19 protein-coding genes are annotated in these 21,219 nt (G+C 72.0%); 9 read left to right on the forward strand and 10 right to left on the reverse strand.

The window, feature by feature from the left end; translation table 11 throughout:
* The first annotated feature begins 27 nt into the window (after nt 1-27).
* Nucleotides 28-2,319 carry a PA domain-containing protein gene (locus AB0H37_RS28515; RefSeq protein WP_360616349.1) on the forward strand — a complete coding sequence of 764 codons (2,292 nt, stop codon included), beginning with the start codon at nt 28-30 and terminating at the stop codon, nt 2,317-2,319.
* Between the two features lie 104 nt (nt 2,320-2,423).
* Here the strand turns inward: AB0H37_RS28515 and AB0H37_RS28520 are convergent, their stop codons facing one another.
* On the reverse strand, nt 2,424-2,912 hold the full coding sequence (locus tag AB0H37_RS28520) for a hypothetical protein (protein ID WP_179833113.1): 489 nt from the start codon (nt 2,910-2,912) through the stop codon (nt 2,424-2,426).
* A 703-nt stretch (nt 2,913-3,615) separates the two neighbouring features.
* Here AB0H37_RS28520 and AB0H37_RS28525 point away from each other — a divergent pair.
* Nucleotides 3,616-4,896: a M14 family metallopeptidase gene (locus AB0H37_RS28525; protein ID WP_360616350.1), complete on the forward strand. Its 1,281-nt coding sequence runs from the start codon at nt 3,616-3,618 to the stop codon at nt 4,894-4,896.
* Nucleotides 4,897-5,022: 126 nt separating this feature from the next.
* Here AB0H37_RS28525 and AB0H37_RS28530 read toward each other — a convergent pair whose 3' ends face one another.
* Together AB0H37_RS28530 and AB0H37_RS28535 are read right to left on the reverse strand one after the other, a co-directional pair.
* On the reverse strand, nt 5,023-5,991 hold the full coding sequence (locus AB0H37_RS28530; protein ID WP_360616351.1) for a TIGR03557 family F420-dependent LLM class oxidoreductase: 969 nt from the start codon (nt 5,989-5,991) through the stop codon (nt 5,023-5,025).
* Between the two features lies 1 nt (nt 5,992).
* Nucleotides 5,993-6,529, reverse strand: coding sequence for a DUF892 family protein (locus AB0H37_RS28535; protein ID WP_179833110.1), 537 nt, complete (start codon nt 6,527-6,529; stop codon nt 5,993-5,995).
* Between the two features lie 218 nt (nt 6,530-6,747).
* Between AB0H37_RS28535 and AB0H37_RS28540 the strand changes: the two genes are divergently transcribed.
* The 4 genes from AB0H37_RS28540 (at nt 6,748) to AB0H37_RS28555 (ending at nt 9,897) form a co-directional block, all read left to right on the forward strand.
* Nucleotides 6,748-7,023 (forward strand): hypothetical protein, encoded by a 276-nt coding sequence (locus AB0H37_RS28540; RefSeq protein ID WP_179833109.1) that lies wholly within the window; start codon nt 6,748-6,750, stop codon nt 7,021-7,023.
* Between the two features lie 98 nt (nt 7,024-7,121).
* Nucleotides 7,122-7,373 carry a hypothetical protein gene (locus tag AB0H37_RS28545; RefSeq protein ID WP_329094388.1) on the forward strand — a complete coding sequence of 84 codons (252 nt, stop codon included), beginning with the start codon at nt 7,122-7,124 and terminating at the stop codon, nt 7,371-7,373.
* Nucleotides 7,370-8,686, forward strand: a complete 1,317-nt coding sequence (locus AB0H37_RS28550; protein ID WP_360616352.1) for a hypothetical protein — start codon at nt 7,370-7,372, stop codon at nt 8,684-8,686. The genes AB0H37_RS28545 and AB0H37_RS28550 overlap by 4 nt, the downstream gene beginning before the upstream one ends.
* Nucleotides 8,687-8,901: 215 nt before the next feature.
* Complete coding sequence (locus tag AB0H37_RS28555; RefSeq protein WP_360616353.1) at nt 8,902-9,897, forward strand: alpha/beta hydrolase family protein; 996 nt, start codon at nt 8,902-8,904, stop codon at nt 9,895-9,897.
* On the opposite strand, the gene AB0H37_RS28560 is transcribed toward AB0H37_RS28555, so the two are convergent.
* Complete coding sequence (locus AB0H37_RS28560) at nt 9,884-11,101, reverse strand: PP2C family protein-serine/threonine phosphatase (protein WP_360616354.1); 1,218 nt, start codon at nt 11,099-11,101, stop codon at nt 9,884-9,886. The genes AB0H37_RS28555 and AB0H37_RS28560 overlap by 14 nt on opposite strands.
* A 190-nt stretch (nt 11,102-11,291) precedes the next feature.
* Nucleotides 11,292-13,115, reverse strand: a complete 1,824-nt coding sequence (locus AB0H37_RS28565) for a serine/threonine-protein kinase (protein WP_360616355.1) — start codon at nt 13,113-13,115, stop codon at nt 11,292-11,294.
* Nucleotides 13,116-13,417: 302 nt separating this feature from the next.
* Between AB0H37_RS28565 and AB0H37_RS28570 the strand changes: the two genes are divergently transcribed.
* From AB0H37_RS28570 to AB0H37_RS28580, 3 genes are all read left to right on the forward strand, one after another.
* The gene (locus AB0H37_RS28570; protein WP_360616356.1) at nt 13,418-14,281 is read left to right on the forward strand and encodes an arpA protein; all 864 of its coding nucleotides are present in this window, start codon (nt 13,418-13,420) and stop codon (nt 14,279-14,281) included.
* A 12-nt stretch (nt 14,282-14,293) separates the two neighbouring features.
* Entirely contained in the window at nt 14,294-15,103 is an 810-nt protein-coding gene (locus AB0H37_RS28575) for a class I SAM-dependent methyltransferase (protein WP_329094393.1), read from the forward strand.
* A 63-nt stretch (nt 15,104-15,166) separates the two neighbouring features.
* Nucleotides 15,167-16,960 carry a choline/carnitine O-acyltransferase gene (locus AB0H37_RS28580; RefSeq protein WP_360616357.1) on the forward strand — a complete coding sequence of 598 codons (1,794 nt, stop codon included), beginning with the start codon at nt 15,167-15,169 and terminating at the stop codon, nt 16,958-16,960.
* Here the strand turns inward: AB0H37_RS28580 and AB0H37_RS28585 are convergent, their stop codons facing one another.
* From AB0H37_RS28585 to AB0H37_RS28605, 5 genes are all read right to left on the reverse strand, one after another.
* Complete coding sequence (locus AB0H37_RS28585; RefSeq protein WP_329094395.1) at nt 16,961-17,536, reverse strand: antibiotic biosynthesis monooxygenase; 576 nt, start codon at nt 17,534-17,536, stop codon at nt 16,961-16,963.
* Between the two features lie 71 nt (nt 17,537-17,607).
* Nucleotides 17,608-18,813, reverse strand: a complete 1,206-nt coding sequence (locus AB0H37_RS28590) for an ABC transporter permease (RefSeq protein WP_360616358.1) — start codon at nt 18,811-18,813, stop codon at nt 17,608-17,610.
* Complete coding sequence (locus AB0H37_RS28595) at nt 18,810-19,520, reverse strand: ABC transporter ATP-binding protein (protein ID WP_360616359.1); 711 nt, start codon at nt 19,518-19,520, stop codon at nt 18,810-18,812. The genes AB0H37_RS28590 and AB0H37_RS28595 overlap by 4 nt, the downstream gene beginning before the upstream one ends.
* Nucleotides 19,517-20,641, reverse strand: a complete 1,125-nt coding sequence (locus tag AB0H37_RS28600) for a peptidoglycan-binding domain-containing protein (RefSeq protein ID WP_360616360.1) — start codon at nt 20,639-20,641, stop codon at nt 19,517-19,519. Before AB0H37_RS28600 ends, AB0H37_RS28595 begins: the two co-directional genes overlap by 4 nt.
* A complete protein-coding gene (locus AB0H37_RS28605) occupies nt 20,641-21,153 on the reverse strand; it encodes a hypothetical protein (RefSeq protein ID WP_329094399.1) in 513 nt (170 codons plus the stop codon). The genes AB0H37_RS28600 and AB0H37_RS28605 overlap by 1 nt, the downstream gene beginning before the upstream one ends.
* Between the last annotated feature and the right edge of the window lie 66 nt (nt 21,154-21,219).

Genomic DNA, 21,219 nt, shown 5'->3' on the forward strand with positions numbered 1-21,219 from the left:
AGATCCACTTTATGGGGAGGGATGGCCATGTGGTTGAGGACCGCGGCGGCCCTGGGGCTCGGCGCGCTGGCGTTCGCGACGCCCGCGGCGGCGGACCCCGGGCCCGCGTCCGCTCTGCGGGCGGAGGCCGGAGCCTACGACGTCACACTGCCCACCGGGGACACGGTGCACGTCGACGACACGGTGCGCGTCGGTGGCGGGGGCACGACCGTGACGCCCGCGGCGGGACACACCGCCGCGTTCTCCGTCCGGCACAGCGGGGGCGACCTGTACGTCGTCCCTGACGATCGGCTCGCCGACGACCCGGAACGGTACAACGTGACGGCGCTGCACGAGCGGCGGCGGCCCGCCGCGCCGGAGCCGAAGGCGTCCGGCGAGCTGGTCACCGTGCGGGTGAAGAGCATCGCGCGGGACGGGCGGCCCGGTCTCGGCACGGCCGGCTTCCTGAACGTGAAGGACGCCTCGATCGGCAACGCGCACCGTCCCCTGCCCGGTGACCCGGAGGCTCCCTGCACCGACGAGCGCTGGAGCGGCTCGAACTGCGTGCGGCTGGTTCCGGGGACGTACTCGGTGATGGGCGTCGTGAAGACGATGCCGTCGTGGGCGCCGAGCACCGGTCCCGGAAAGCCGCTCGACCACAGCCTCGTCGGCTACCCGGAGATCGAGATCACCGGGGACACCGAGATCGTCCTGGACGCGCGCAAGGCGCGGGAGGTGACGGTCCGCACGCCCGAGCACGCCACCGCGCCCGGGCCGGGGGCGATCAGCCACCTGATGTGGACGCGGGGGCCCGCGAACGGGCCGGCCGTGGACGAGGGCGTCTACATGGGCGACGGCGCGACGCTGGAGCAGCGGGTGTTCCTCCAGCCGTCCGCGCCGGTCCGCACCGGGACGTTCGAGGCCTACACGCGGTGGCGGCTGGAGGCGCCCGCGATCACGATGCGGGCGGGGAGCCGGTCGCTGCATCCCGAGTACTATCCGGCGGCCTACTTCAGCGACACCTCGGACCAGTTCCCGCGCCTCGACGGCAGCGCGCATATGCGGGTCGCGGACGGGGACAGGCCGGGCGCCGACCTGCGCGGCCGGCTCGCCCTCGTCCAGCGCCAGGACGGCGTGCCGGTCGCCGAGCAGGTCGACAGGGCGGCGGAGGCGGGGGCGCGCATGGTCGCCGTCTACAACGACGAGCCGGGCGTGAACGACGATCCGGGCGGCTACGGGAGGCAGTTGAAGGTCCCGACCGTCCGCCTGTCCCGCGAGGAAGGTCTGGCTGTACTCCGGGGACGAACGACTGTGACGGCCAAGGGCATCGTGGACAGCCCCTACCAGTACGACCTGCTCTTTCCGGAGAAGGGGCAGGTTTCCAAGAACCTGAACTATGTCGCGCGGACGCGGGATCTGGCGCGGATCGACAACGCCTACCACGGCAGTGGCTCCATGACGGTCGCGCGCTACAGCCGGCGGCCCTGGGAGGACTTCGCCCTCGCCTACAGCCGCCCGGTCACCGGTACTCCGCGCACGCGCGTGGAATACGTCTCGGCCGATCCGGAAACGCAGTGGTCCGCAATGGCCATCACTCCGGAGCAGCCCTACAACAACGCCTTCCCCGGCCCGGACACGCCCCACTTCGTGCTCGGCGAGTCGAAATGGAAGGCGTACAGGGCGGGTGAGCGCAACGCGCACAGCTGGGCTGAGGCACCGCTCACCGGCGGCATCAGCGCGCAGTCACCGATCGTCCGCGCCGGTGACCAGATCCGTCTGCGCGTCGGCATGGCGGACGCCGCGCGGAATTTCTCCGACGCCTACTCCAGCTCCTTCCCGAATGGTTTCGTCACCGACTTCCGTGTCTACCGGGGCGACGAACTCGTCGCGCAGACCGCCCACAAGGCGAGCGGGGTGCTGACGACGACGCCGGACGACGCCGAATACCGGGTGGAGTACGACTTCGCCAACAACGCCCCAGGGACCCGGCTGTCCACGCGGACCAGGACGTCCTGGACGTTCCGCTCCGCGCACACGACCGACGTCACCGTCCTTCCGCTGCTCCAGATCGGCTACGACGCGGCGCTCGACCTGCGCGACCGGACCCGCTCGAAGACGCTGCGGCTGACGGTCGGCCACCAGGACGGTTCGTCCGCGCGCCTGCGCCGCCTGTCCCTCCAGACGTCGTTCGACGACGGCGCGACCTGGACGGACGTCCCGCTGCGGAACGGCGTCGCCCGCCTCCAGGGAAAGGGGACGGTGTCCCTCCGGGTCACGGCCGAGGACGCCCAGGGCGGCGCCATCGTCCAGGAGACCGTCCGCGCCTACGAACTGCGCTGACGACCGGTGCGACCGAGCGCCGTGACCCCGGCGGTGGCGCCGGGGTCACGGTGCGGGGGGCGGGTTCAGCCGACGTCAGGACCGGACTGCGCCCTCGCCGGGGATCAGGGCTGCTTGTAGTCGTACTTGGCCGTGATCTTGGCCGAGGCCGGGCAGATGAAGCTGCCGCTCGTCTTGGGGACGACCTGGTTGGTGAAGGTGGCGGTGAACGGGAAGTTCGTGGCCGACATGGTGCCGGTCAGGGTGCCGCCGTAGGTGCAGCCGATCGCGCTCATCGAGAAGTTGTTGATCTTGACGGTGGTGCCGCTGAAGGTGCCGCTCCAGGGCAGGGCCCCGGGAGTGACGGTGACACCGCAGCCGCCGGCGCTGGCGGACGTGTAGGACGCGTTGACGCCGCCCGTCAGGACCGAGCCCTTCAGCGTGGAGCTGGTGCAGCTGGCCGGGACTCCCGCGTCGATCACCATGGTGCCGTTGAGGGTGGCGGTGAACGACCCGGTGTTGACGGCCAGGGCGGGGGAGGCCGTCAGGGCGACGGTGCCGGTGGCCGCGACCGCGGTCGCGGCGATGGCGGCGAGCTTCGTGGTACGAGACAAGGGGGGGCCTCATTTCGAACGGTGGGCGTCGCGCCTGCACCCGAGGGGTGGGGTGGGAGGTCCGCTGAACCATGCGGGACTCAGCCCATGGCCGATGGGAGAAGTCGCCGTGATTCGGGGACCGGGACCGGGGAACCACCCTGTCCCCTTCGACATGGGTTCCGACCGGAGTAGAACGCGTTCTAACTCAGACCATAGACAAAGGTCATAGAGGGGTCAATACCCGAACGCGACTCTCCGGTTATCTCGGGATGACACCGATCATAAAATGTCGTTTCGAACGTCCGTAAGTAGCCATCCATGCAGGATACAGACATATCTGAAGCCAGCACGCTCGTCCGGCCCCCTCAACCCCGCTCTCTTCGGCAACGACGTCGAGCGTCGAGGCAAAACTTGTGAGAACCGGTTACACAGAGCGCGCAGTGCGCCGGGGGTTACGACGGGCGGCCGATCGGCTGTGAAATTTCACATCCACTCTGATCGGCACTGAAAACCCGCTTCGAACTCGGGAGGCCCGTTATCTCTGATCTGGCGGTTCTCCGCAGGTCCGGTTTTGCGGGGCCCTCGGGCCGGCCCACCGGCGGCCATTGTCAGGCGGGCGGTTCCGGTCCATCGTGACGGGACCGCGAGCGTCCGTGAACGTCCGCAGGGACCCCGCCGCGCGACGAGCGGGCGCGTAGAGCCGAACGGCAGGTACCCCGTCATGACAAGCCCCCGCCGATTGCGTTCCCTGCTCGCCGTCCCGTCGGCGCTGGTGCTGGCCCTGGCCGGGCTCGCGGCGCCGTCCGCCGCGTCGGCGCCCGGCCCCGAGACCGCCGGGCAGTACGTCGTGACCGGTCTCCGGACCGGCCAGCAGCGCAGCCTGGTCGCCCGGACCGGAGCGGCGATCGGCGCCGTCCGGGCGGGCGGGCTGGAGGTCAGCGCCATCCCGTCGGAGGTCAGGGCGATCCGGCGGCTCGGCTTCGCCGTGAGGCCGGCTCCCGTCCAGACCGCGAACCCGAGCGCGGCCCCGAGCACCGCGGCGACGTCGTACCACACGTTCGCCGAGATGCGGCAGGAGGTCGACTCCGTCGTCGCCGCCCACCCGCAGATCGCCCGCCAGTTCGTCGTCGGCAAGTCCTACCAGGGCCGCGACATCGTCGGCGTGAAGATCAGCGACAACGCGGCGACCGACGAGAACGAGCCCGAAGTGCTGATCATCGCCAACATCCACGCGCGCGAGCGGCTCACCGCCGAGCAGGCGCTCGACTACATCGGGCAGCTCACCACCGGGTACGGGTCCGACAGCCGGATCACGAACCTGGTGAACGCGCGCGAGATCTACGTCATGCCGATGGTCAACCCGGACGGCCAGGTCTACGACATGACCAGCGACACCCAGCCGGGCCGGATGTGGCGCAAGAACCGCCAGCCCAACTCCACGTCCACGGGCACGGACCTGAACCGCAACTTCGCCTACAAGTGGGGCTGCTGCGGCGGCTCGTCCGGCAACGGCTCCAGCGAGACCTACCGGGGCACCGGCCCCGAGTCCGCCGTCGAGACGAAGGTCCTCGCCGACTTCGTGCGCAGCCGGGTCGTGGGCGGCAAGCAGCAGCTCGGGATGTTCCTGGACATCCACTCGAACGCGGAACTGGTGCTGTGGCCGTTCGGCTACACGTACAACAACACCGTCCCCGGCTCGATGTCCGCCGACGAGGAGGCCGCCCACCGCACCATCGGCCGGGAACTGGCCTCGACGAACGGCTTCGCGCCCGAGCAGTCCAGCGACCTCTACATCACCGACGGGACCACGGACGACTACACGTGGGGCCAGCAGCGCATCTTCTCGTTCACGTTCGAACTGGCCGGAGGCAGCTTCTACCCGGCGCCGTCCGCGATCGCCGGTGAGGTCCAGCGCAGCCGCGAGGCCCTGCTGCGGCTCACCGACTACGCCGACTGCCCCTACCGTGCCATCGGCAAGCAGGGCCAGTACTGCGCCGCCTGACGTCAGCAGACCTCGAAGGTGCGGGTGACCTCCTGGCGGGTCGGGCTGATCAGGACCGTCGGACGGCTTGAAGTCGCGGTGCACGACGCCTTCTCGCCTCCGCCCCCGCCGGGAGGCCCCGGGCCCTCAGCCGAAGCGCTCGCGCAGGGCCGGCAGGAGGTCGGCCTCCGCCCAGGTCCGGAAGTCCTTCTGGTGCTCGGGCCCGGACTGGCAGAACGAGATGTGGGTGAAGCCCGCGTCGGCCCACTCCTGGACGGCCTCGACGTAGTCGTCCACGTCGTCGCCGCAGGGGACGGACTCCACGACGTCCTCCGGGCGGACGGTCTTCGTGGCGGCCTCGAAGTTCACCGGGCCCGGCAGCTCGGCCATCACCTTCCACGCCGGGGCGGAGAACTTCCACGTGCTGTGGGCGCGGTGCTTGCACTCCTCATAGTCGTGGCCGAAGGCCACGGGGATCTGCCCGTAGACGGGCTTGCCGGCGCCGCCCTCGCGGTGGAAAAGCTCGACGACCTCCGGAACCGGCTGGTCGGAGATGAGCAGGTCCGCCTGCTCGGCGGCGAGCCGGCCGGCGCGCGGGCCGAAGGCCGCCATGCCGATCCGGACGGGCTCGTCGGGCAGGTCGTACAGCTTCGCCGAGTCCACGGTGAAATGCCGGCCCCGGTAGTTGACGTAGTCGCCGCCGAACAGCGCCCGGATGATCTCCACGGCCTCGGCGAACATCTCGTGCCGGACGTCCACCGACGGCCAGCCGCGGCCGACGACGTGCTCGTTGAGGTTCTCCCCCGCCCCGAGGCCGAGCGTGAACCGGCCGTCGGACAGCACGCCCATCGTCGCGGCCTTCTGCGCCACCACGGCCGGGTGGTAGCGCATGGTCGGGCAGGTCACGAACGTCATCAGCGGGATGTGGTGGGTGGCCTGGGCGAGCGCGCCGAGCACGGACCAGGCGTAGGCGGAGTGTCCCTGGCTCTCCAGCCACGGGAAGTAGTGGTCGGAGATGACCGAGTAGGCGAAGCCCGCCTCCTCGGCCTCCACGAGGTCGGTGACGAGCTGCTTGGGCGGCGTCTGCTCGCAGAGCAGCGTGTATCCGAATTCCATGTCAGATCCCCAGTAGGTCCGTGAGATCGTCGGCGTGCTCTTCCTCTTCGGCGAGGATGTGCTCCATCAGCCGGCGGGTGGTCACGTCGCCGTCGCCGAGCCAGCGGATGATCTCCTGGTAGGACTCGATGACGATCCGCTCGGCGACGAGGTTCTCCTCCAGCATGCTCTTCAGGTCGTTCTCGTCGAACGTCCTGTAGGTGGTGTGGGAACGCTCGGCCAGCGTCCTCGGATCGAAGTCCGGCTGCCCGCCGAGCTGGCTGATGCGCTCCGCGGCGCGCATCGCGTGGCCGCGTTCCTCGGCGGCGTGCTCGCTGAACTCCGCCGACACCTGCGCCCGGTCGATCCCCGTCGCGCTGATCGCGTGCTGCGCGTAGCGCATCCAGCACACGATCTCGGTGGCGAGGACGTCGTTGAGGACGCCGATGACCTCCTCGGCGCTCCGGCCGTAGCCCGCGGTCACGGGGCCGTCGGTCATCTTGGTGCGCGCGCGTTCCCTGATCGCCGCGACGTCGATGCTGAAGCTGCTCTCGGCCATGCACTCCTCCTGATCAGCACGGATATGGGCTCCCCTACCCAGCCGGGGCCACTCATGCCTGGGCGCCGACGCGAGGAACCTGCGACCCGGAGGGTTACTTGGCCACCGTACGTAACATCTGCTATACGTAGAGCTACCTCACTCCGACCTGGGGCGAGGGAAGGGACATCCGGTATCCACCTTGAGATCCGGGCGTGACAAGGAAGAAAAGGAACCACATGAAGTCCTTCAGCTACACCGAGCTGGACAAGCTCGCCGGTGAGATCCTGCCGGAGCGGGCCGTGCTGTCCACCCTTCTCGTCGGGGGCGGCGAGAACGAGAACGTCAACCTCAACCACGGCGGTGGCGACGGCGGCACGACCGCGGTCGTGAACGCCTGCCAGAGCCAGCAGACCCGCCCCGACAGCGGCCTGCTGCAGCTCGTCGGCCTGCACGCTCAGAACGACGCCAGCTCGATCGCCTGCGTGCCGGGCACCGCGATCTCCGGTCACTGAACCGAGCGTGCTCTACCGCGGGTCTAGGCCCGCACCCGGAAGGGCTGGCGGCTTCCGCCAGCCCTTCCCCCTTCCCACACATAAGCGAAAGCGATCCCATGAGCCCTTCCAACCCTCAGAAGCTCACCTACGCGGAACTGGACCGGTTGACCGGGGAGGTCCTCCCGCGGCGGTTCGCGCTGTCCGCAGGGAACGGCGGCGGCGACGGCGGCGACACCGAGGTGTTCTACGCCTGCCAGGCCACCCAGTCCGCCGGCACGTCCGGCCTGCTCGGCACCGGCCTGCTCGCCGAGGCCCCGACCTCCACGGTGACCTGCGTGCCCGCCGTCGTGGTGCACGACGCCCCATGACCGCGCCCGCCGCCCTCACCCTGCCCTCGCTGGTGGACGGCGCCGAACTCGTCGGCGAGTTCAAGAACTCCGGGTACCGGGAGCCGCCGCAGCTGGTCCGCCTGCCGAACCGGCAGCTCGTCCGGCTGCCCCCGCTGCTCTTCCTCGTCGCCAGGGCGCTGCACGAGCACCGCCACCTGGCGGCCGAGCGCGACGTGGTCGCCTCGCTCGAAACGGTGGCCGACTCGGTCAGCCGGGAGGCGGACGCGCGGCTGTCCGCCGAGCAGATCGTCTACCTGGTGGACCGCAAGCTCGCCCCGCTCGGCGTCACCACGTTCAGCGACGGCACCGACCCGCAGCTCGTGCGGTCCGACCCGTTCCTGGCGCTCAAGTTCAAGATCGCGGTGTTCCCCGAGTCGGTCACCTGGTTCATCGGAGGCCTGTTCGCCTGGCTGTTCCGCCCCTGGGTGATCGCGCCCGTGCTCGCCGCCTTCCTGGCCGGCGAGGTCTGGGTGCTCACGTCCAAGTCGATCGCCGACGCGCTGTCGATGGCGATCCTGAAACCGGTCAGCATCCTGCTGGTGTTCGGGCTCGGGATCGCCTCGTGCGCGTTCCACGAGATCGGGCACGCCTCGGCGTGCCGGTACGGCGGCGCCCGCCCCGGGGTCATGGGCTGCGGCATCTACCTGGTGTGGCCCGCGTTCTACACCGACATCACCGAGTCGTACCGGCTCGGCCGCGCCGGTCGGCTCCGCGCCGACCTCGCCGGCGTCTACTTCAACGCCATCTTCATCATCGGGCTGACCCTGCTGTACATGCAGACGGGGTTCGCGCCGCTGATCGTCGCCATCATGTACGTCAACCTGGAGATCGTGCAGCAGCTGCTGCCGACGCTGCGGTTCGACGGGTACTACATCATGTCCGACCTCATCGGCATCCCCGACCTGTTCCGCTACATCGGGCCGATCCTGCGCCGGACGCTCCTGCGGCGCCCGGCCGACGCCCGCCTCGACGACCTCAAGCGCTGGCCCCAGATCTTCGTCACGGTCTGGGTGCTGACGGTGATCCCCATGCTGGCGTTCCAGCTCGCGCTGATCGTCACCCAGGTCCCCGGGCTGGTGGCCAAGGACTGGGCGATGGTGCGCAGGCTCGCGTCCGCCGCCGCCGACGGTGCGGGGCCCCTCACGCTGCTCACCTCCGGGCTCCAGATCGTCCTGCTGGTCCTGCCGCTGATCGGCGTGGCGTTCATCCTGTACAGCATGGCCCGCGGGCTGGTGCGGTGGGTCGTCCGCTACGTGAACGCGCCCGTGGCCAAGGCGGCCTCCGGCACCTGACGGGCCCCTCTCGCCAACGCGCCGGGTGCCGCCAGGGGGGCACCCGGCGCGTTTCCCGTTCAGGGAAATGCATTTTATAAGCCTTTCGGTTCGCGCTTCGGAGCCCAGGGGCCCGGGAATCCCCGGGGCACGGGAGAGAAATTCCGCACAAAGGATCTCTCCCCTTTCCCAAGGCCGGCACATCCTCACGGCCGGTGTTTCCGGAAGGCCCCGCGTTGCTCCGTCGCCCCACCCCCGCCGCATGGCTGGGGGCCTTCGCGCTCCTCCTGCCCCTCGTGCTCGCGAACCGGTCCATGGCGGCCGCCCCGGCCCGCGCCGAGGTCGTCGCCGAGACGGCCGTCGCGCCCCGCACCCTGGACCTGACCATCGCCTCGCCCGCCATGGACGGCCGCCAGAAGGTACGGCTCCTGCTCCCGCCCGGCTGGTCGCGGCACGCGGCGCGCACCTGGCCGACGCTGTGGCTGCTGCACGGCGGCGTCGACGACCACACCGCCTGGACGCGCGACACCGACGTCGCGGAACTCACCGCCGGCACCGGCGTCATCGTCGTCATGCCGAACGGCGGCCGCTGCGGCAATTACTCCGACTGGTGGAACTACGGGAACGGCGGCCCGCCGCGCTGGGAGACGTTCCACATGACCGAAATGCGCGGCATTCTCGAACGGGACTACCGCGCGGGATCGCAGCGCGTGGTCGCGGGCAATTCGATGGGCGGCCTCGGCGCCATGCTGTACGCGGCCCGGTTCCCCGGCGCGTTCGCGGCCGCGGCGGCGTTCAGCGGCTACCTGGACACCCTGCACGGCCACGAGCCGGGCGACGACTCGACCGGATGGGGGCCGTCCATGGCCTGCCCCGGCACCGACTGGCGGCGGGTGTGGGGCGACCCCGACGACCAGGCCGCGATCTGGCACGCCCACAACCCGACCGACCTCGCGGGGCGGCTGCGCGGCGTCCGGCTCTGGGTGGCGAGCGGGAACGGCCGGGCCGGGTCGCTCGGCGGGCTGCCGTTCACCGACCCGGTGGAGGCCGGCGCGAACGACCACGCGCACGCGTTCGTCGACCGGTTGCGAGCCCTCGACGTCCCGGTCACCGCCCGCTTCTTCGACGGGCAGCACGACTGGCCGTACTGGCAGCGCGACCTGCACGAGGCGTACCCGATGCTCATGGACGCCCTGGGGCTCGGCCCCTGCTCCGGGCTCAGTCGTTCTTGAGCCGCTCGGAGGCGTCCCCCACGCCGAGGGGACCGTGCCATTCGAGGAGCAGGACGGTGGCGTCGTCGTCCAGGCGCCCCGCGTGGTGCTCCAGGATGCTGTGGACGAGGCGCCGCAGCGTCTCGGGGACCGACAGCCCGTCGGCCTCGCGCCGGATGATGAAGTCGACGAACCGGTCCAGCCCGAACTCCTGCTTGTCCGGGTCGCGGGCCTCCACGATCCCGTCGCTGTAGAACAGGACCCGGTCCCCCGGTTCCAGCTGCTCGCTGCACACCTCCGGCTCCACGCCGAGGCCGGTGCCGAGCGGGGCGCCGGGCGGGCACTCCAGCGTGGTGACCCACCGCGACCCGCGGATGACGACGGGGGGAGGGTGCCCGTGCGAGATCCACGACAGCACGCCCGACGGCAGGTCGAGCTCGGCCAGCACGGCCGTGACGAAGCGCCCGCTCGGGTCCTGTTCGAGCAGCGCCGCCTCGATGGCCTGCGCCGTCTCGACGAGCCCGGCCCCCTGGATGCGGCTGTTGCGGCAGGCCGCGACGGCGAGGTTGGAGGTGAGCCCGGCGGCGGTGTCGTGGCCCATGGCGTCGAAGATCGTGAGATGGACGGTCTCGCCCGCGAGGGCGTAGTCGAAGGTGTCGCCGCCCAGCATGTAGGCCGGTTCCAGCGCGGCGCCGATGACGACCTGGTCGTTGCCGAAGGTCATCGGGGGCAGCAGCCGCCACTGCATCTCCGCCGACACCGTCATGTCCCTGGTCCGCACGAGGCGGGAGAAGGAGTCGCTGTACGGGCCCTTGCTGACGATGATCAACGCGACCAGGCCGGCCAGGGACTCGGCCTCCTCAAGGGCCCGGGCGTCGTCGCGGCGGACGGTCACGCGCAGCACGCCGAGGCGCTCGGCCCCGTCGAGGATCGGGACCCAGTACTGGCAGTTCCCGCCGTCGACGGCCTGACCGGCCGCGGCCTCCATCGTCTGGAAGGCCCGGCCCGCGACCGTCCCGTCGACCCTCAGTTCCGGGGTCTCGGCTCCGGGGTTCCGCCCGGCGTCCGGCCCCTCGCCCGTCAGCAGGCGCAGCACCGTCTGCTGGAGATCCACGACGTAGATGACCGCGTCATGGAGTCCCCGGTCGGCGGCGTGCCGGGCCACCGCGCCCGGCAGCTGCTCCATCGACATCAGATGGCTGGCCGCCAGCAGCTCTCTCAGCATCGGTTCGCCGCCCTGCCTGCTCGGTTTCTCGGGGGCTCGTGCACTCCACCGTCCCGCGGGCGGACCACCGTGCTCCAGGACCGCATTCCCCCCTTTACCGGACCCTACCCTCCCGGCCGCCGTGCATGTGGCCTCCGGTCCGGGCGTCCCAGCACGGGAAACCGCTGGTGAGCGGCGAGCCGGGCCGCCATCAGGACCGCGACGGCGAGGGACCTGAGGGCAGCAGCGCGGCGATCCCGGGCTTCAGCAGGCCGCGGACGTTCGCGTAGGAGGTGCCGAAGTTCAGGTTGCCGCAGCCGTCGCTGCCGCCCGCCAGGAAGGAGAGCTCGAAACCCGCGGGGGTGAAGAACGGGCTCAGGAACGGCGTGGCCTCCATGCCCGACGCGCCCTGGTCCTTGCGGGGGAAGAGGTCGGAGAGGTCGAACGGCCCGTCGGAACCGCAGTCCTGCCACCGGCGCTCATGGAGGGCCGGCTTCTGCGGGACGAGCGACCGGAGCCGGCGCACGCCGTCCGGGGTGAGCGTCGCGGGCTGGAAGACGTCGGCCGCGGTGAGCCGGCGGCCGGTGCGCAGGTCGACCGTGACGACCTCGCCGCCCGGGGAGCCGTCCGCCTGCTGGCAGTTGTCCGACAGCATGTAGTAGCGGACCGACACCAGGCGGGGGCCGCGCAGCCCGAGCCTCGTCTCGGTGCCCAGCTTCACGGGCTTGCCCCGGCAGTCGATCGAGGAGGCCAGCTTCCTCGCCGACGCGACGAGCCGGTCCACCGGCCCGCGGAGCTCGGCGTTGACGCGGCGCTCCAGTGCGGGGTCCTTCAGCCCGCTGACCTTCGGATACCGCGCGTTCTGGACCTCGATCGCCGGGCCGGTGAGCCGGCGGTTGTCGGCGGCCAGGGTGACGACGGCGGCGGGCGCGGCCGCGGGTGGCGCGGGCTTGCCGTCCTGCACCGCGTAGACGACGCCGCCCGCCGTCCCCGCGACCACGGCGGCGCCCGCGGCGGCCATCGCGCCCTTGCCGGCCGCGGTGGCGAGGAATCCCTTGCTCACGGCCGCCCCCGTGGTCCCCACGCCGCCGGCGCCGCCCGCGCCGCCGGCCGTGCCCGCCGCGCCCGCGGTGCCTGCGGTAGCCCCGGCCGCCCCGACCGCGCCCGGCGCGACGGCGAGGGCACCGAGCGGGAACAGCGCGGCCAGCGCGACCGCGGCGGCGGCCAGGGCGCGCACGCCCCGCTGCTCCCAGTCGCCCCCGTACGCGGCGACGGCGGCGGTGTCCAGCCGCGTGACGAACTCCGCCGCGCCCGGCGGCCGCTCCCCCGGGTCCTTCGCCATCCCCTGCAGGACGAGCGGGCGCAGCGGCCCGGGCACGTCCCGCACGTCGACCTGCGCGGTGAGGTGCTGGTTCATCAGGGCCGCCCGTTCGGCCGTCGCGAACGGGCGCCGCCCGGTGACGCACTCCACGAACACGCACGTCGCGGAGTACACGTCGGTGGCGGGGCTGGCGGGATCACCGCGCCACTGCTCCGGCGCCATGTAGACGGGCGTCCCCGCGAACGAGCTGCCGCCCGCCAGGACGGCGATGCCGAAGTCCACGAGCTTGCTCAGGCCGTCGCCCTGCACCACGACGTTCGCCGGCTTGTAGTCGCGGTGCACGACCCCGACGGCGTGGGCGGCCGCGAGCCCGAGCAGCGAGCCCTTCAGCACGAGCAGCGCGGCCTCCGGAGCGAGGGCCCCGTGCTCGCGCAGCACCTCCTTCAGGGACGCGCCGTTCACCGCCTCCATCACGATCGCCGCGCCGTGCTCGCCCTCCACGAACTGGTAGAGGCGGGCCACGTACGGGCTCGTCAGGCGCCCGAGCATCTGCGCCTCGGACCGCAGCGCCTCGACCGCGCCGGCGTCCCCGCCGGCCAGGTACTTGATCGCGACCGGGGTCCCGGACCCCGTGTGGCGGGCCAGGACGACCCGTCCCTGCGCACCCCGTCCGAGTTCACGCTCCTCGGTGAACCCCGTCAGCCGCCAGTCCATCCCGCGCTCCCGCCGTTCTTCGGATCATGCTTCACAGGACGGTGACGCCACCGTGTGAGGAAAGGTTCGCGGAAAGTCCGCACGACCGCCACATCCGTGAGCCGGACCCGGCCCCCGGGACGGCCCGGTGAGATGGGACACACCGCCCGCGGCGCGCCCCCGGGCCCGGGAGCGTTCGAAGCCACAGGTCACGGGCCGCGCTTATCATTCCATGACAAAGCGCGGAGGAAAAGCGCGGCCGGGAATTCACGGAAGGAATGTGCTACAACCCGTTGGGGTTCGCCGACCGCGAAAGGATCTTCATGGGCGCAGCGGAGGCTCTCGCGGGGGTCGTCGACACGGAGCGCTATCCGCTGGCCGCGCCGGGCGGCGCGGGATGGGACGTCCTCGTTTCCCGGACCAGGCGGGAACTGGCGAAAACGGGCTGCTGCGTGCTGCCCGACTTCATTCACCCGGCATTGCGGGACCTGCTGCGCGCGGAATGCGAGGCGATCGCTCCGCACGCGCATTACGACGTCGAAACGGTGAACGCCTACAACATCGACGTGAGCACGCCATTGCCGCCGGACCATCCGGGGCGCATCACCGTCGAGCGGGGCAACGCGTTCGTCGCCCGCGACCACATCCCCGCGGACTCCGTCGTCCACCGGCTCTACGCGAGCGGGCACTTCCAGCGGTTCGTGGCGGCCTGCTTCGGGCTGCCCCGGGTGCACGAACTGGCCGACCCGCTGTCGGGGCTCGTCCTCAACGTCGTCAACCCGGGAATGGAGCATCCCTGGCACTTCGACACCAACGAGTTCACGGTCAGCCTGCTGACGCGGGAGCCCGAGGACGGGGGCGTCTTCGAGTACTGCCCGAACATCAGGTCGGCGGAGGCGGAGAACTTCGGCGACGTGCGCCGCGTGCTGACCGGGCACGGCGGCGACCTCGTCCGCCGGCTCACGCTTCGCCCCGGTGACCTGCAGCTGTTCAAGGGACGGTACTCGCTGCACCGGGTCGCCGCGGTCCGGGGGAACACGGCGCGGCACACGGCGATCCTCGCCTACAGCGAGCGCCCGGGGGTCATCGGCAGCGTCGCGCGCACGAGGCAGCTCTTCGGCCGCGTCCTGCCCGAGCACCTGGCGGCGGAGGGGCGCGCCGTCCGGGTCGACCGGCTGCTGGACTAGGAGGCACGGACCGTGAGCACGGACGCCACAGGGAAGATCTCGCTCGACCACATCTACACCAGCCCCGATCCCCGCGCCTACTTCGGCACGCTGCGCGAACTCCACTACGACATCCCGGAACTGGCCAAACCGCAGTTCCATCGGATCATCGCCGAATACCGGGAGGCGCGCGGCGTCCCGGTCCCCACCGTTCTCGATATCGGCTGCTCCTACGGCATCAATGCGGCTCTGCTGAAATACGGCGTGACGATGGCGGACCTGTACGATCGCTACGGCGGTCCCGACGCCCTCGGATACACCCGCGCCAGGCTTCTGGCCCGAGACCGGGAGTTGGTCCGTTCCCGTGAAGCGACGAGCCGCCTGCGTTTCCTCGGCCTGGACGCCTCCGACAACGCCCTTTCCTACGCGCTCGAAGCCGGCTTCCTCGACGGCGCCGTCCACGCGGATCTGGAGAGCGGCGAGCCGACCGCCGAGCAGCGCGCCCAGCTCGCCGGAACGGACCTGGTCATCTCGACGGGGTGCCTCGGATACGTCACCGAGCGCACCCTCTCCCGCGTCGTCGAGGCGCACGGGGAGCGCAGGCCGTGGATGGCGCACTTCGTGCTGCGCATGTTCCCGTTCGACCCGATCGCCGAGGTGCTCGCGACCGCCGGATACACCACCGTCCGCCACGACGGCCTGTTCCGGCAGCGGCGGTTCGCGACGCCGCAGGAGCAGGCGCTCGTCCTGGACAGGCTCGCCGAGGTCGGCGCCGACCCGAGCGGCCTGGAGGCCGGCGGCTGGTTCTACGCGCAGCTCTACGTCTCCCGTCCACGCGACTGATTTCTTCCGGCCGGTCGCGGAGAAGCGACCGCCGCAGGGAACGAACAGAACAAGAGGATCGATGTGAACGCCGGCGAAGAACTGTCGTCCCGCACCTTCGGCAACGAGGAGCGCCTGCCGCGGGTGCCGCTGCCCACGCTCGACGCGACCTGCGAGCGGTTCCTCGAATGGTGCGGGCCGCTGCTGACCGCGGACGAGCGGGCCCGGACGGAGTCGGCGCTGGCCTCGTTCGCCCGCCCGGACGGACCGGGACGCACGCTGCAGGCGGCGCTGGAGCGCTACGACGCGAGCGAGGGGGTGGAAAGCTGGCTGGACACGTTCTGGCCCTACCGCTACCTCGGCCGCCGCGACCGGATCGCGCTGAACGCCAACTTCTTCTTCCTGTTCAAGGAGTCACCGCAGGGGCAGGTCGAGCGCGCGGCCGGGCTCATCGCCGGGGCGCTGGACTACAAGCTGCGGCTCGACCGGGAGGAGATCCCGCCCGTCGTGCAGCGCGGCCGGCCGCTGTCGATGGCGCAGAACCGGTACCTGTTCTCCACGACCCGCATCCCCGGCGCCGAGCAGGACACCGTCCGCGCCCCCTATACCGCCGAGTGGCCGGGCCCGTCGGACGCCCGCCACATCGTGGTGCTGTTCCGCGGCAACATGATCCGGATGGACGTGCTGGGTCCCGACGGCCACCCCCACACGCTGGAGGAGCTGCGGGCGGGCCTGGCCGCCGTCATGAAGGCGGAGGCCGCGCCGGAGCCGTCCGCCGGGCACCTCACCACCAAGGCCCGCGCCGAGTGGGCGGCGAGCCGGGAGGCGCTGCTGGCCCTCGGCAACACCAAGGCGCTCGACGACATCGAGACCGCGCTGTTCTGCGTGTGCCTGGAGGACCTCGTCCCCGAGAACGCCCTCGACGCCTGCGACCACCTGCTCCACGGCGACAGCGCCAACCGCTGGTTCGACAAGGCCGTCTCCTTCGTCGTGTTCGGGGACGGCACCGCGGGCATCAACGTGGAGCACTGCGGCCTGGACGGCACGACGATCCTCAGCTTCGTCGACGCGCTGCTGGGCGAACCCCCGGAGAAGCCGTCGCAGCGGTCGGGCGCACGGTCGCAGGGGCTCCCGGTCGTCGAGGCGATCGAGTTCACCCTGGACGACGCCCTGCGGCGCGACATCGGCGACGCCGCGGCGGCCTTCGCCGGCTATGGGGCGGCCACGGCCACCGCGACCGTGTCGTTCGACGACTTCGGCACCGACCACATCAAGCGGCTGAAGATGTCGCCGGACGCGTTCGTCCAGATGGCCTACCAGCTCGCCCACAAGCGCGCGAAGGGCCGCGTCGGCGCCACCTACGAGTCGATCGCCACCCGCCAGTACCGGAACGGGCGCACCGAGGCGATGCGGGTCGTCACCCCCGAGGTGCTCCGCTTCGTCGACGCCATGGACGACCCGGCGGCCGGGGCCGCGCCGCGCCGGGACGCCTTCCGCGCCGCCGCCGACGCCCACGTCCGGCGGGCCAGGGAATGCCAGGCGGGCCAGGCGCCCGAGCAGCACCTCTGGGAGCTCCAGCTCATCCAGAAACGGCGCGGCGCCGAGCTGGGCGTCACCGAGCCGCTCCCGCTGTTCGAGTCCCCCGGGTGGCTCGTCATGCGGGACGACTACCTGAGCACCAGCTCCGCGCCGTCGGTCAACATCCGCTACTTCGGGTTCGGCTCGACCAGCGAGCAGTGCATCGGCGTCGCCTACGTCCTGCTTCCCGACCGCTTCAACGTCTACCTGAGCACCCCGCGGCCGGTCGCGGACGCGATGCTGGAGTTCGCCGACCGGCTCCGCGAGGCCGTCCGCGAACTCCGGGACCTGCTGGCGTGATCATCGGCCGGGCCTGGCCGGCCGGTGCCTCCGCCCGATCGGGTAGAGCCAGCGCCGGAACACCCGGCTGAGCCCGGGCATCACGAGCACGGTGAGCAGCGGGATCACGATGACCGGGAACGTCAGCGCCCGCAACGGCAGCGGCCACCCGTTCGTCAGCGGCGTGACGAACGCCTGCAGGAGCAGGCTGAGCGGGTACACCGCGCAGAAGGTGACCACGATCATCTTGAGCTTGGAGGGCGGCGGCACGGACTCGCCGGGCAGGTTGAACCACGTCTCCAGCCCGGTGGTGTTCTGCCAGTGCTCATCGGCGATCCCGCTGACCCGCTCGATCCACTCCGCGCGCTCGTCGGAGTTCAGCCACCCCTCCAGCCGCTCCTGGTCGGCGAAGTTCACGACCGTGTAGTACCGGTGCCGCGACCCCTCCGCGCGCAGCCAGGTGGCGCCCATGTGGCCGGCGTACCGGGTCGCGACCTCGTGGAGCCCCGCCGCCCACTCCTCGAAGTCGCGTTCCCGGCCGGGCTTGACGTCCCAGGTGAACACGATCGTGACGGGCTCGGTCTCCGTTGAAGCCATGGCTGAGATCTCACCCGTCCCGCCCGGTCCATGCACACCCGTCCCGTCCGGTCCATCCGCGTTCGTACCGATCAGGTCGCGGCGAGCGCCTCGGTGGGACTGAGGCGGGACGCCCGGATCGCCGGGTACAGGCCGGCGACCGCGCCGATGAGCAGGGTCGCGGCGACGCCGCCGAGCACCGCCCACGCGGGGATGACGACCGGCCACCCCTGGGAGACGGCGTAGCCGGCGGTGACCAGCGCGCCGACGGCCGCCCCGGCGACGCCGCCGAGCGCCGACAGCAGCAGCGACTCGGCGAGGAACTGCGTGCGGATCTGGCCGCGGGTCGCGCCGAGGGAGCGGCGCAACCCGATCTCCGACCGCCGCTCCAGCACCGAGATGACCATGGTGTTGGCGACCCCCACGCCGCCGACCAGCAGCGCGACCGCGCCGAGGCCGAGCAGCAGCCCGGTGAACGCCTCTCCCGCCGCCTTCTTGGCCGCCAGGGCGTCCGAGGGCCGCGACACCTCCACCTCGTTCGGCGCCTGCGGGGCGGCGGTCGCGGCCAGCACGTCCCGGACGTCCTCGACGCTCGCCTCCGCCGACCGGGTGTAGATCGTCGTCGGATGGCCGTCGAAGCCGAGCCGGGACTGCGCCGCGGCCCAGCCGACCAGCGCGGCGCTGTCCAGCTCGGGGGCCAGCTCCGCCGGCTCCAGGATGCCGATCACGGTGAACCAGCGGCCGCCGATCAGCACCTGGACGTCCGGGGCCGCGTGCCCGATCCCGAGCCGCCGCGCGGCGGTCGAGCCGAGGACCGTCGCGGGGAAGCCGCCGGTCGCGGCGTTCAGCCACACGCCGCCGCGCAGCCGCGCCCCCGTCGCGGCGCGCAGGTCGGTGCGGGTCGCGTACGCCGAGATCCCGTTGGTCTCCGTCTCGGGGATCTTGCCCGTCCGGTAGACCTTCGCGCCGTCCAGCAGGCCGGTCGCCGACACCTCCCGGACCGGGGCGATCCGCGCCACCATGGCCTCCGACTCCAGGGGCAGCTGCGCCTTCTCGCCGGTCAGGGTGCTTCCGGGCGAGACGGTCAGCAGGTTGGTGCCGAGCGCCGCGAGGGCCCGGTCGAGGTCGGCGCGGGAGGAGGAGGACACCCCGACGACCGCGACCATCGCGGCGATCCCGATCGCGATGCCGAGCGCGGACAGGAACGCCCGCATCGGCCGGGTCCGCAGGCCGACCGCGCCGACCCTGAGCACGTCGCCCGGCCACAGCCGGGCCGGCTGCAGCGTCCCCGCCGTCATCGCGCCGCCTCCGCCACGCGCGGGCCGCCGCCCGGCGAACCGTCCACCGCGGAGTCGTCCACCACCCGGCCGTCGCGCATCCGGACGCGGCGGGGCAGGGCCGCCGCGATCTCCCGGTCGTGTGTGATGATCACGACGGTGGTGCCGGCGGCGTGCAGCTCGCGCAGCAGCCCCATCACCCCCTCGCCGGACACCGAGTCCAGCGCGCCGGTCGGCTCGTCCGCGAGCAGCAGCGCGGGCTCCCCGGCGACCGCCCGCGCGATCGCGACCCGCTGCCGCTCCCCGCCGGACAGCTCGTGCGGCTCGTGGCCCAGCCGGTGGCCGAGCCCGACCCGCTCCAGCGCCGCCGCGGCCCGCCGCCGCCGCGCCGCCGGGCGCAGCCCGGAGTACAGCAGGCCGTCCGCGACGTTGTCGATCGCCCGTGTCCCGGCCGCCAGGTGGAAGTGCTGGAAGACGAACCCGATGCGGCTCGCGCGCAGCGCCGACAGCCGCGCGTCCGCGAGCCGCCCCACGTCGTGGCCGTCGATGCGGATCTCGCCCGAGGTGGGGCGGTCCAGGGTGCCGAGCATGTTGAGCATGGTCGTCTTGCCGGAACCGGACGGGCCGACGATCGCGACCAGCTCGCCCGCGTCGACGTGCAGCGACACTCCGGCGAGCGCGTGCACTCCGCCCGGATAGGACTTCCTCACGCCCCGCAGTGTGATCATTTCGGTACCCCCACGAGCGCGCCTTCGGCGATCCCCGGCCCGGAGACCTCGACCTTCCCGTCGGCGAACAGCCCGGTCTCGACCGGGACGTAGGACGACGCCCCGCCCTTGACGACCTCCACGCCGAAGCCGCCCTCCCGCAGCGCGACCAGCGCGGACACCGGCACCGTCAGGACGTTCTCGCGCCTGCCCGCGGTGAACCGGACGTCGGCCGAGGCGAGCGCGTAGCGGGCCGCGGCCTTCCGGGCCGCGGCGGAGTCGAGCCAGATCGTGACCTCCACCTTCGTCGCCGGGTCCTCGCCCTGCTCGCCCGGCTCGATCACGGTCGTGACCTCGTCGATCTCGGCCGTGACCGGCCGGCCCTCCGGCAGGGTCACCTCCACCCGGGCGCCCTTCTTCGCCAGCCGCTGGTCGGCGGTGTCCAGCTCGACCGTGACGGCCTGCGTGGTCCCGGTGTAGCCGAGGATCTTCTTGCCGGGCGCGGCCGGCTCGCCCGGGTTGGCCGTGACGGTCTCGATCCGGACGGGCCCGCCCGCGTACGCGACCCGCCCGACGTCGACGGTCCCGGTCTGCGGCGCGCCGATGTCGTCCTGCCACTCCTGAACCGCCTCGGCGGTGCCCGAGGTGTACTCGTCGTCCACGGTGAAGCCGTCGTAGCCGAGCGCGCTGAGGTTCTGCTCGAACCGCTTCACGTCGGACCCCTCGGTCCCGATCCGCAGCGGCCGGTAGGACGGCTTGGACCCGTACATCAGCACGACGGGATCGCCGTCGAGCTCGTACAGCCGGCGGCCGCGGGTGACCTCGTCCCCGCTCTCGGGCAGCCAAGTGATCGTGCCTCGGGCCTGGCTCGTCGCGTTCAGGGTCGGGCCGTAGCCGAGCCGACCGTCCTCGGTCTGGGTGTCGCTCAGCGTCTCCCGGGCCACCTTCGCCGTGCCGGGCGGCAGGGCCGCGGCCCGCCCGCCGCCCCGGTCCCCGCCGGCGGCGAGCACCGCCACGGTGGCGGCGCCCCCCGCCGCGACGACGGCGGCGACGGCCAGAGCGATCCTCAGGCGCGGCCGGCCGCGGCGGGCGCGGCGGCCCTCCCGCTCGGCCGGCGCGCGTTCCGCGATGGTCTCCTCCATCACTTCCTGCCGCCCTGCAGGACCTTCTCGCACGCCTGCTGCGCGGTCTCCAGGTCCGGGTCGTCGCCGACCGTGTTCTTGTCGATCCGGATGCCGGGCTGGTTCGGGTCGGGGTCCGGGAACTTCTCCACGCCGTTCTTGCGCATGCACGCGGCGAACTCGCGCGCCCGCTCCTGCATCTTCGGATCGGGCGCGCCCGTGCGGTCGGCCATGGGGTTGTACTGCCGGCACGCCTCCATGGCCTTGTCCATGGCGCCCTTGTCGCCCTTGGACTGGATCCGGATGCCCCCGCCGGGCTTCGGGTCCTCCATGTCGACGCCGTGCTCGCGCATGCACTGGGCGAACTTGACGCCGCGCTCCTCCGGGCTGAGCTGCTCGCCGCCCTGCTTGGCGCCGCCCTGCTTGGCGCCCCCGTTCGCCGAGGCCACGGTGTCGTCCTTGTCGTCCGAGCCGCACCCGGTCAGGGTCAGCGCCAGCGCGAGCGGCAGCACGGCCAGGATCCTCAGTCGCATGTCTCCTCCTCGTCCGGCCGGAGCGGTTCCGGCCGGCGAGGAGCGATGCAACCCGGCGGGGCGTTT

The sequence above is a fragment of the Actinomadura sp. NPDC023710 genome (genome assembly GCF_040639875.1).
GTDB lineage: Bacteria > Actinomycetota > Actinomycetes > Streptosporangiales > Streptosporangiaceae > Spirillospora > Spirillospora citrea.

Coding starts and splice junctions, on each gene's coding strand:
- AB0H37_RS28560 (WP_360616354.1), bottom strand. CDS start 11,101: ATGCTGAGAGAGCTGCTGGCGGCCAGCCATCTGATGTCGATGGAGCAG.
- AB0H37_RS28595 (WP_360616359.1), bottom strand. CDS start 19,520: ATGATCACACTGCGGGGCGTGAGGAAGTCCTATCCGGGCGGAGTGCAC.
- AB0H37_RS28600 (WP_360616360.1), bottom strand. CDS start 20,641: ATGGAGGAGACCATCGCGGAACGCGCGCCGGCCGAGCGGGAGGGCCGC.
- AB0H37_RS28525 (WP_360616350.1), top strand. CDS start 3,616: ATGACAAGCCCCCGCCGATTGCGTTCCCTGCTCGCCGTCCCGTCGGCG.
- AB0H37_RS28515 (WP_360616349.1), top strand. CDS start 28: ATGTGGTTGAGGACCGCGGCGGCCCTGGGGCTCGGCGCGCTGGCGTTC.
- AB0H37_RS28605 (WP_329094399.1), bottom strand. CDS start 21,153: ATGCGACTGAGGATCCTGGCCGTGCTGCCGCTCGCGCTGGCGCTGACC.
- AB0H37_RS28540 (WP_179833109.1), top strand. CDS start 6,748: ATGAAGTCCTTCAGCTACACCGAGCTGGACAAGCTCGCCGGTGAGATC.
- AB0H37_RS28545 (WP_329094388.1), top strand. CDS start 7,122: ATGAGCCCTTCCAACCCTCAGAAGCTCACCTACGCGGAACTGGACCGG.
- AB0H37_RS28530 (WP_360616351.1), bottom strand. CDS start 5,991: ATGGAATTCGGATACACGCTGCTCTGCGAGCAGACGCCGCCCAAGCAG.
- AB0H37_RS28585 (WP_329094395.1), bottom strand. CDS start 17,536: ATGGCTTCAACGGAGACCGAGCCCGTCACGATCGTGTTCACCTGGGAC.
- AB0H37_RS28550 (WP_360616352.1), top strand. CDS start 7,370: ATGACCGCGCCCGCCGCCCTCACCCTGCCCTCGCTGGTGGACGGCGCC.
- AB0H37_RS28535 (WP_179833110.1), bottom strand. CDS start 6,529: ATGGCCGAGAGCAGCTTCAGCATCGACGTCGCGGCGATCAGGGAACGC.
- AB0H37_RS28570 (WP_360616356.1), top strand. CDS start 13,418: ATGGGCGCAGCGGAGGCTCTCGCGGGGGTCGTCGACACGGAGCGCTAT.
- AB0H37_RS28590 (WP_360616358.1), bottom strand. CDS start 18,813: ATGACGGCGGGGACGCTGCAGCCGGCCCGGCTGTGGCCGGGCGACGTG.
- AB0H37_RS28565 (WP_360616355.1), bottom strand. CDS start 13,115: ATGGACTGGCGGCTGACGGGGTTCACCGAGGAGCGTGAACTCGGACGG.